Here is a 10,588-nt window from a genome sequence, read left to right on the forward strand (position 1 = left end):
TCCGATTACGTAACATCTTTAAGCCAGGTCTTGTGTTCTTTAAAGGGCGTGATTTGCCAGAATGGCCCACCTATTTTAAGGAGATCCCATGAACACGTTGTACAACTACCTGGAACAGCACGATGAGATGCTGGACGGTGTCGAACAAAATATTATTACGGTAAATCTGCCTGGGCGTCAGGCGGTGTATGTGATTGGTCAGAATGATGCTGACCTGCTGCTGGAAGTGAAAGCGCGCGAAATCGCCACGGCGCAGCGCATAGAGACATTGCGTCAGCTGGAGAGTCAATTCCGTTTTTAACTTTTTTGCTTTGCCTCATTCGATGATCAATTTGTCAGAAATATCGCAATAAAAAAGCCGCTATCACACGATAACGGCTTTTTTGTGCTGCGATGCGTAAATTACTTCACGCAGGCCGCGCAGTTGTTGTGAATCTGCTGGAAGAAGTCGTTTCCTTTGTCATCCACCAGAATGAACGCCGGGAAGTTTTCCACTTCGATTTTCCAAATCGCTTCCATGCCAAGCTCGGCATACTCCACGCATTCCAGACTCTTAATGCTCTGCTGTGCCAGTACCGCTGCCGGGCCGCCGATGCTTCCCAGATAGAAGCCGCCGTGTTTTTGACACGCATCGGTAACCTGCTTGCTGCGGTTGCCCTTCGCCAGCATCACCATGCTGCCGCCGTTGGCCTGCAGCAGATCAACGTAGGAGTCCATACGACCAGCAGTCGTTGGGCCAAGTGAGCCAGAAGCATAACCTTCTGGCGTCTTGGCCGGACCCGCGTAATACACCGGATGATCTTTGATGTACTGCGGCAAACCTTCGCCGTTATCAATACGCTCTTTCAGCTTGGCATGTGCAATGTCGCGCGCCACGATGATGGTGCCATTCAATGACAGGCGCGTGGAGACCGGATACGCCGACAGCAGCGCCAGAATCTCGCTCATCGGCTGGTTCAGATCGACATGTACCACTTCACCTTCGCCCTGCTGACGCAGCTCTTCCGGAATATAGCGGCCCGGATTATCTTCCATCTTCTCAATCCAGATGCCTTCGCGGTTGATTTTGGCTTTGATGTTACGGTCAGCGGAGCAGGACACACCCATGCCCACCGGGCAGGATGCGCCGTGACGTGGCAGACGCACTACGCGGATATCGTGCGCGAAGTATTTACCGCCAAACTGCGCGCCCAAGCCAAGCTCCTGCGACGCTTTCAGCAACTCTTCTTCCAGCTGCACATCGCGGAAGGCCTGACCATGTTCGTTGCCTTCAGTCGGCAGTGAATCGTAGTAGTGGGTTGAAGCCAGCTTAACGGTTTTCAGTGTGCTTTCTGCGGAGGTGCCGCCGATGACAAAGGCGATGTGGTACGGCGGGCAGGCCGCGGTGCCCAGCGACATCATCTTATCGACCAGGTAGTTCTTCAGCTTAGCTGGCGTAATCAGCGCTTTGGTTTCCTGATACAGATAGGTTTTGTTAGCGGAACCGCCACCTTTAGCAATGCACAGGAATTTGTACTCGTCGCCATCCACGCTGTAGAGATCGATCTGCGCCGGCAGGTTGGTACCGGTATTCACCTCTTTATACATATCCAGCGCGGCGTTCTGTGAGTAGCGCAGGTTATCTTCAATAAAGGTGTTGTAGACGCCCTGTGACAGCGCGGCTTCATCGCCGCCACCGGTCCAGACGCGCTGGCCTTTTTTACCCATGATGATGGCGGTGCCGGTGTCCTGACAGGTTGGCAGCACGCCTTTCGCGGCAATTTCCGAGTTACGCAGGAACTGCAGCGCGACATATTTATCGTTCTTGCTGGCTTCATCATCGGCAAGGATCGCGGCGACCTGCGCCTGGTGCGAAGCGCGCAGCATAAAGGACGCATCATGGAATGCCTGCTTCGCCAACAGCGTCAGCGCTTTAGGATCGACTTTCAGGACTTCTTCGCCATCGAAGTTGGCCACCGAGACGTAATCACGGCTCAGCAGATAGTATTCAGTATCATCTTTGGCGAGAGGAAACGGATTCTGGTAATAGAAGGGTTTGTTCGACATGTTGGCTCACTTAGCTTCGTGTTGCCCGCCAGCATGACGGGCGACAAATTAGGCAATCTGTTATTTGATTTTTCTCTCGCCAGCCCTCCGCAGGGGCTGACTGGCGAGCATCATAACATTTTCACGGTAATACGCGGCTCCGTTTTAACATCGAAGCAACATCATCAGAACATCATCACCATCCATGGATAGGCGACAACCATCAGCAGAACCAGGAACAACGCACCGAAGATGGTACCGAGACGCCAGTAATCTTTGGTTGGCAGATAGCCGCTGCCGTAGTAAATCGGGCTTGGGCCGGTGCCGTACGGGGTGATAATGCCCATCACGCCGAGAGAAACACACATCATCAAACAGAATACCGGCATGTTGATGCCCGGGATGGAGGCGGCAATGGTCAACATCGCTGGCAGCAGCGCCGTGGTGTGCGCCGTGGTACTGGCGAACAGGTAGTGCAGCAGATAGAAGGCGACTAACAGGACCACGGCAGAAACTTGCGGGTCATAGCCTTGTAGCAGCATCGCACCTTCTTTACCGAGCCAGGCGATGAAGCCAACGCGTGCTAAGCCATCGGCGAGGGCGACCAGCGTGGCGAACCAGGCAAAAGTGTTCCAGGCTGCTTTGTTGCTGGTGATGTCATTCCAATTCAGTACACCGGTCCACAGCATCAGCACGATAACCAACAGTGCGGCCATCGCCGGTTCAATCCACGCCGTGGCGAAGATCCACATCATCAGCGCAGCCACCACGAAGCCCAGCAGCAGGATTTCGTTGCGTTTCAGTTTGCCCAGTTTCGCCAGCTCAGCAGTCGCCCAGCGCGGCACTTCATCATTCACTTTCACTTCTGGCGGATAGAGCCAGTAGGCCAGCAGCGGCATGGTAAGAATCAGCAGCACACCCAGCGGCAGGAAGGCGAGGAACCACATGCCCCAGGAAATATCGAAGCCGACCACGCTTTTCACCAGCGCCAGCGCCAGCAGGTTAGGTGCCAGAGCCGAAAGGAACATTGAACTGGTGATACACGCGGCGGTGATCGCTACCCACATCAGGTAAGAACCAATCTTGCGTGCGCTCGGATCGTTAGGTTTTGAACCGTAGAGCGGCGGCAGGTTGGCGATAATCGGATAGATGGTACCGCCACTGCGTGCGGTGTTCGACGGCGTAAACGGCGCCAGCAGCAGGTCAGCGAAGGTAATCGCATAACCGAGCGTCAGGCTACGACGACCAAGATATTTCACCAGAATCAGCGCCAGGCGGCGACCAAACTGGGTTTTATCGTAGCCCGCAGCGAACATAAAGGCACCGAAGATCAGCCAGACCGTGGAATTGCCGAAGCCGCTCACTGCCCATTTGAATGACTGCGCGGCGGTTTTGAACTTGGGATCGGCCAGTTCCGCTGGGCTAAACAGCACCCATTGGCTGAACAGCGCAATGATCACCACGCCGGTCAAGCCGATGACCGCGCCGGGTAGCGGCTCAAAAATCAATCCAACAATCACCCCGACAAAAATGGCAAAGAAGTGCCATGCGTAAGGTTCGAGTCCTGCCGGCGTTGGCACCAGCAGCAACAGCACAGCGACAACAATTGGCAGGCACAACATAATCAGGCGGTTCTTTTTCCCCGGTGCCGCAGGCGGCGCGGGTAGTGATTCACTCTGGGTGGTTTGTGTGTTCATAGTTTTGGTCTGCAAGTTATGGAGATGCGGTTATACGCCCCGAACTAAGTGGGTTTATTTAGTTACAAAACCCTTGTAGCAGATTAGTCGTGACATTTAAAACTGAGTTTTAATAAATCGCTATTTGCAAAATTCGATGCGCGAATTATCTATTGAATGTGAATATGATGCGATTAATTAAAATATCTATTTTGATCTAGATCAATAAAATTTATTCGTGTTTTTTTTGCATTAAGCGTGCGCCTGTTAATAAACGAACCATTAGGTGAAAATTAACTGTGTAAGGCAAACGAAACGCCACAAATCAAGCAAAAAACAGAGGAGGGTGATGATTTATCTTTATGATAAGGCTGGTTTTGTTTTAAATGTAAGGAAAAAGTTGATTTTTGTCAAGTCTTGGTTAAAACTTAGCGGAACGCAGCTTTCAGCAATGAGCATCAAATATTATTTTCATGCGTAAAACTTATATAACTAACGAATAAGGTTATGTAAGTAAATAAAATGGTATATTTATGGCATGAAGTCGGACCACTCAAATAAATATAAATTCCTCCGAACCGCCAAAGAATTGAATACAAAATTTCTTAATTCTGGAGTTGCTCATCATGAATACGCTCACCCCGATTCTTAATCCGCTTACGCTACCGAAAGGTGCGGTGCTCAAAAACCGTTTGGTTATGGCACCGATGACCACCTGTACCGGTTACTTTGACGGCGGTGTTACCAGTGACCTTGTCGAATATTATCGCGTGCGTGCCGGCAGCATCGGCACCGTGATTGTTGAATGCTGCTTTGTTGATAACCGCGGCCCGGCGTTCCCTGGCGCGCTCGGCATCGATAGCGATAACAAAATTCCCGGCCTGGCGAAAATCGCGCACGCCATCAAGTCTCAAGGCTCCAAAGCGATCCTGCAGATTTATCACGGCGGCCGTATGGTGGAACCTGCGCTGATCGGCGGTAAAACCCCGGTCGCGCCTAGCGCCATCGCCGCACCGCGTGAAGGCGCCACCACGCCACAAGCGCTGACGGCAGAAGAAGTCGACGTGATGATCACCAAGTTTGGTGATGCGGTGAACCGTGCCATCAAAGCCGGCTTTGATGGCGTGGAAATTCACGGCGCAAATACCTATCTGATCCAACAGTTCTACTCGCCAAACTCGAACCAGCGCGACGATAAATGGGGCGGCAGCCGCGATAATCGCGCCCGTTTCCCACTGGAAGTGCTGGAGATCACCCACAAAATGGCCGACCGTTTTGCCGCGGCGGATTTCGTCATTGGTTATCGTTTCTCACCGGAAGAGCTGGAAGTCCCAGGTATCCGCTGGGATGACACGCTGTACCTGCTGGAAAAACTGGCCGAACGCGGCCTCGATTACGTGCACTTCTCCGTCGGCCAACTGCTGCGTCCGTCGATAGTCGATACCCAGGATCCTACGCCGCTGATCACCAAATACCTTGCCCAGCGCTCACCAAACCTGGCGAAAGTGCCGGTGATTGGCGTCGGCGGCATTGTGAATAAAGAAGATGCCGAGAATGCGCTGGAGCACGGTTTCGATCTGGTTGCGGTCGGTAAAGCCTGTATCGCCTATCCGGACTGGGCCGATCGCGCGATCAAAAATCAGCATATGGAGCTGTACATTGACAGCACCAAGCGCGAAGAGCTGACCATCCCGGAACCGCTGTGGCGCTTCTCGCTGGTGGATGCGATGATTCGCGACGTCAGCGATACCGGGCGTAAGTACAAAGCCGGCGTTTATCAGGCCAAAGTCGAAGCCGAAGCGCTGAAGCTGAAAATCAACGTGACGCTGGATACCGACCGTATTACCGACATTTCACTGGTGCCGGATCCGAGCCTCGATGTCGACTTCACCAGTACCTTCGAGAGCCTGCGTGAACGCATTCTTGTGGCGAACAGCCCACACGTGGATGCCATTACCGGCGCCACTACGCAGAGTGAAGCGCTGAAAAAAGCGGTATCACGCGCCATGACCACCTCAAGCAAAGAGTATGTGATTGAGGAGGGCGGTAACCCTAACGCACCGGTTAATTACGATGTGGTGGTGGTGGGCACCGGCGGTGCCGGTCTGGCGGCAGCGATTCAGGCGCATGACGATGGCGCACGCGTGGTAATCATCGAGAAGATGCCCACCATCGGCGGCAACACCATTAAAGCCTCAGTGGGTATGAACGCGGCCGAAACCCGTTATCAGAAGCTGAAAGGCATTGAAGACAGTAAAGAGCTGTTCTACGAAGAGACGCTGAAGGGCGGCAAATTCAAAAATAATCCGATACTGCTGCGCGAATTTGTTGAGCAAGCACCTGAAGCGATTGAGTGGCTGGCGGCGAAAGAGATCGAGCTGTGCGACATCACTATCACCGGCGGTATGAGCATCGATCGTACGCATCGTCCGGAAGATCGTTCTGCGGTGGGAGGCTTCCTGATTAGCGGCCTGGTTAAAAATGTGAATCAGCGCAATATCGAAGTGCTGCTGGAAACCTCGGTGGCCGAAATCCTGGTGGAAAATGGCGCAGTCACCGGCGTTAAAGTGGTGGATGAGTACAACGATAGCCGTATCATCAACGCTAAAAGCGTGATTGTGGCCACCGGTGGCTTCAGTGCAAACCGCGAGATGGTGGTGAAATATCGCCCTGAGCTGGATGGTTTCGTGACTACCAACCACAAAGGCGCTACCGGCAGCGGCATTGCCATGTTGCAACACATCGGCGCGGATACGGTGGATATGGGCGAGATTCAGATTCACCCAACGGTTGAGCAAACCACCTCGTATCTGATTTCCGAAGCGATGCGCGGCGGCGGAGCAATCCTGGTCAGTCAGGCGGGCAAGCGTTTCTACAACGAAATGGAAACCCGCGACAAAGTTTCTGCCGAGATCATCGCCCTGCCTGAGAAGAGCGCGTGGATCATTTTTGATGAGCAGGTTCGTGCTAACAACAAAGCGGCTGACGAATACATCGCCAAAGGCTTCGTGATTAGCGCACCAACGCCACACGAGCTGGCGGTGAAACTCAATATGGATCAGGAAGCGCTGCAAACCACGCTGGGTCGTTACAACGAGTTCGTGGCGAAGCAGGACGACGAAGATTTTGGCCGTAAAACGGCGCTGCGTCATCCGCTGAACAAAGGTCCGTATTTTGCGATTCGTATCGCACCGGGCGTGCACCACACCATGGGCGGCGTGACAATCAACACCGATACCGCGGTGCTGGATGCACAGAAAGCAGTGATTCCAGGTGCGTGGGCGGCAGGTGAAGTGGTCGGTGGCATCCACGGTGCTAACCGCATCGGCGGTAACGCGGTGGCCGATATCATCATCTTTGGTATCAAAGCCGGCCACAATGCCGCTAAACTGGCGCTAGGACACTAAGCTGTAAAGATGCCCGCCTTGTGCGGGCATCGTTTTCTTTAGAGGCATGCAATGACCGATGGCGTCTTCTCTTACTCTGCCGTACTTATGGGTTCGCCCATTCTGCTCAAACTCTTCGACGACAATCCCACGCTAGCCCGCCAGGTTTTCCAACTCATCAAGCAGCAAGAAAATCTGTTCACCGTTAATCGCGCTGAATCCGAAGTGATGTCGATCAATCAGGCCGCAGGCCGGAATCCGGTGGTGGTGAGCGAGCCGGTTTTCGCTTTGATTAGCGTGGCACACGCCGTGAGCTTGCTACCGGATAGCGCGTTTAATTTCACTATCGGGCCGGTGGTGAAGCGCTGGAAGATTGGATTTCAGGGACGCGCGGTGCCGCCGGCAAACGAGATTGCTGCTCTGTTGAAACTGACCGATCCGCATCAGGTGGTGCTTAATTCCGCCGATTGCTCGGTATTTCTGCTGCAGTCGGGCATGGAGATCGATCTCGGCGCCATCGCCAAAGGCTATATCGCCGATCGCGTACAGGCGTTTCTGCGTCAGCAGGGCGTGCAGCAGGCGCTGATTAATCTGGGCGGTAATGTGCAAACGCTGGGCTCGCCGCCGCATGAACCGCAAGGTTGGGGCATCGGTCTGAAAAAACCTTTTGGACGTGATGATGAGCTGTTAGGCGTGCTGCAAGTGCAGGGTAAATCGGTGGTGACGTCGGGCATTTACGAGCGTTATTTCGAACGGGATGGCCGCTGCTGGCACCATATTTTTGATCCGCAAAGCGGCTATCCGCTCGATAATGAACTGCTGAGCGTGACGGTGATTTCCGATCGCTCAATTGATGGCGATATCTACACCACGCTGCTCTACGGCATGGGCGTAGAGCGAGGGCTGGCGTATCTCGCTGACCAGCCCGATATCGATGCGGTATTTGTTACGCGCGATCGGCAGATTATCTGCTCCTCGCCGCGCCACTTCCAATTCCAGCAGCGCGATTTCGCCTGGCAGCTCCGTTACTGACAATATTGCTGCAGCAGCGAATGGTATTCCGGCTGCAAGCGATAGCGATATACCGGGCGACCGGTGGCGCCATAGTGAATGCTGGTGAACAGGATATTAATCTGCGCCAGCCAAATCAGGTATTTACGGCAAGAGACGCGCGATATATTCACTTCGGCCGCCAGCTCATCGGTCGAGAACTCATGACCCGGATGGGCGTCAATCCACTGACACAGCGTGCGTAGCGTCTGCGGTGTTAACCCTTTTGGCAGGCGCTTATTATCGTGTTGCGTTGCCGGGCTGCCGTGAATCAGCAAATCAACATCGGATTGCTGATAGTAATGCTGATTGTCCATCAGCGACTTCTTCTGCCGCCAGCCGGTCAGCGCCTCTTCAAAACGCGGGAACTGGAAGGGTTTGATCAGATAATCCACCACGCCGTAGTGCAGCGAAGTTTTGATATTCTCTGCATCCGCCGCTGACGAAATGATGATCACTTCCACCGCGCTTTGCGCCGTGCGCAGTTCCGGTAACAGATCGAGACCATTCTCCTGCTGCATATAGATATCCAGCAGCACCAGATCGACTGCGGTATCGCTATTGAACAGGATCTCCTTCGCCTGCTTCAGCGTTGAGGCGGTGCCACAACAGTGAAAGCCCTGAATCTGGCCGATATAAGCGCGATTAAGCTCGGCGACCATGGCGTCATCATCGACCACTAACACATTGATCATGCGGATTGGTTTCCTCCATCCCAGGGAAGTTGGACTAAAAATTGGGTAAACACGCCGGGTTCTGACTCTACGCTTACGCTGCCACCGATATGCTCGGTTTGTTGCTGCAGCAAAAACAGCCCGACACCGCGGTTTTCACCTTTGGTGGAGAAGCCTTTTTCAAAAATCGTGGCGAGGCGATCGGCTTCAATGCCTGGGCCATCGTCACTCACTTCACAGGTTAACCAACCATTTTGGTAGTGCAGCATCACGTGAATCTCGCCTTCAACCTGCTCGCTCAGCGCATCCAGCGCGTTTTCAATTAGATTGCCGATCACCGTAATCAGCGCCGCCATCTGCTCTTCATTACCGCTGTCGGGCAGGAAGCTGGCATCGCTAATGGTCAGGCGATGGCCGCAATCCGAGGCGCGGTTGATTTTACTCAGCAAAAATCCGGCAATCACCGGCGATTTTATTTTGTCGAGCAGGAAACCAATCTCCGTCTGGTAATTATTGGCGGTCTTGAGAATATAGCTCTCTACCTGCGTGTAGTTTTTCATATGCAGCAGGCCGAGAATCACGTGCAGCTTATTCATAAACTCGTGCGAGCGTTCACGCAGCGCATCCACGTAGTTTACCATGCCGGTCAGGCGCTGCATTAGCTGACTGATTTCCGTTTTATCCCTGAAGGTGCAAACCGCGCCGATAATCCGGCCCTGGTTGCGCACCGGCACGGTATTACTTAGCAGCACGCGGCCATTAACATTCAGCTCCTGATCGCGCCGCGCCCGTCCGCTTTGCAGCACATCACGCAGATGATCGTTGATCACCGACGCATCATAGATGCGATCGCCGGTGATTGTGCCCATGGAATCATTGAGCAGCGCACGCGCCGCCTGATTGACCAGCGTAACCTGGGCTTGCTCGTCCATCGCCACCACGCCCTCTTTTAGCGAGTTTAAAATCGCCTGGCGCTGTTCAAACAGCGTGGAGATCTCGTAGGGTTCGAGTCCAAACAGAATGCGCTTCAGCACGCGTACCAGCACCAGGGTGCCAATCGCGCCCGCCAGCGTACCAATAAAAATGGTCCACAGAATGCTCCAGCGGCTTTCGTTGATCTGCACGCTGACCGCATCCAGTGAGATGCCTATCGCCACCACGCCAATTTGTTGGTGCTGCGCGTTGAAGACCGGCGTGAAGACGCGCAGCGCTTTCGCTAGCGAACCTTGGTTCACCGAGACATTTTCATGGCCGCGCAGCGCGGGTTCGAGATCGTCGCCGATGAAGTGTTTGCCAATCAGTTCGGGGTTGCGATGTGAATAGCGGATGCCGTCCATGTTGGTCACGGTAATGAACAGCAAATTATTGGTTTCCTCAACCGCTTTGGCGATTGGCTGGATGCGCGTGCCATCCGGCGGATAGGTCAGCGCACGCTGTATTTCAGGCGAATCGGCCAGCGTGCGCGCCACGGCCATGGCTTTATCCTCCAGCTGCGCGCGGGTGGCCGCGCCAATCTGGAAAAAATAGAACATGTGCACACTGAGCAGCACCAGCACAATTACCGCGCTGAGCATCAGGGTGACCAGCGTATTGAGCTTCATCGGCTGCTTGCGCGCCGTTATTCCTTGCTGTGGAGAAGACATGATCGCTCTCGGCGGAGAAGAGGGCGGTTATTATGACGGATAAATGCGTGCAGGTCGCGCACCAGGTAAGGTTGCCATTCATGGCGTAATACCGAACAGTTAAGCGCTGAGCGACTTTCGTTCGCCATCGGCTG

At 53.8% G+C, this 10,588-nt stretch carries 7 protein-coding genes; 3 read left to right on the top strand and 4 right to left on the bottom strand.

Features of this window, described 5'->3' with window-relative positions:
- Nucleotides 1-88: 88 nt before the first annotated feature.
- The gene (locus PMI17_RS18800) at nt 89-301 is read left to right on the top strand and encodes a hypothetical protein (protein ID WP_007891580.1); all 213 of its coding nucleotides are present in this window, start codon (nt 89-91) and stop codon (nt 299-301) included.
- Nucleotides 302-402: 101 nt separating this feature from the next.
- Here PMI17_RS18800 and fumA read toward each other — a convergent pair whose 3' ends face one another.
- Together fumA and PMI17_RS18810 are read right to left on the bottom strand one after the other, a co-directional pair.
- Nucleotides 403-2,046: a class I fumarate hydratase FumA gene (fumA, locus tag PMI17_RS18805; RefSeq protein WP_007891584.1), complete on the bottom strand. Its 1,644-nt coding sequence runs from the start codon at nt 2,044-2,046 to the stop codon at nt 403-405.
- A gap of 164 nt (nt 2,047-2,210) precedes the next feature.
- Nucleotides 2,211-3,722, bottom strand: a complete 1,512-nt coding sequence (locus PMI17_RS18810; protein ID WP_007891586.1) for an anion permease — start codon at nt 3,720-3,722, stop codon at nt 2,211-2,213.
- A 605-nt stretch (nt 3,723-4,327) separates the two neighbouring features.
- Here PMI17_RS18810 and PMI17_RS18815 point away from each other — a divergent pair.
- A complete protein-coding gene (locus tag PMI17_RS18815; protein ID WP_007891589.1) occupies nt 4,328-7,108 on the top strand; it encodes a flavocytochrome c in 2,781 nt (926 codons plus the stop codon).
- A 51-nt stretch (nt 7,109-7,159) separates the two neighbouring features.
- Nucleotides 7,160-8,119: an FAD:protein FMN transferase gene (locus PMI17_RS18820; RefSeq protein WP_007891591.1), complete on the top strand. Its 960-nt coding sequence runs from the start codon at nt 7,160-7,162 to the stop codon at nt 8,117-8,119.
- Here PMI17_RS18820 and dcuR read toward each other — a convergent pair.
- Nucleotides 8,113-8,832, bottom strand: a complete 720-nt coding sequence (dcuR, locus tag PMI17_RS18825) for a two-component system response regulator DcuR (RefSeq protein WP_007891598.1) — start codon at nt 8,830-8,832, stop codon at nt 8,113-8,115. The genes PMI17_RS18820 and dcuR overlap by 7 nt on opposite strands.
- The gene (locus tag PMI17_RS18830; RefSeq protein WP_007891599.1) at nt 8,829-10,454 is read right to left on the bottom strand and encodes a sensor histidine kinase; all 1,626 of its coding nucleotides are present in this window, start codon (nt 10,452-10,454) and stop codon (nt 8,829-8,831) included. The genes dcuR and PMI17_RS18830 overlap by 4 nt, the downstream gene beginning before the upstream one ends.
- Between the last annotated feature and the right edge of the window lie 134 nt (nt 10,455-10,588).

The sequence above is a fragment of the Pantoea sp. GM01 genome, assembly GCF_000282675.1.
In the GTDB taxonomy this organism is placed as follows: Bacteria; Pseudomonadota; Gammaproteobacteria; order Enterobacterales; family Enterobacteriaceae; genus Pantoea; species Pantoea nemavictus.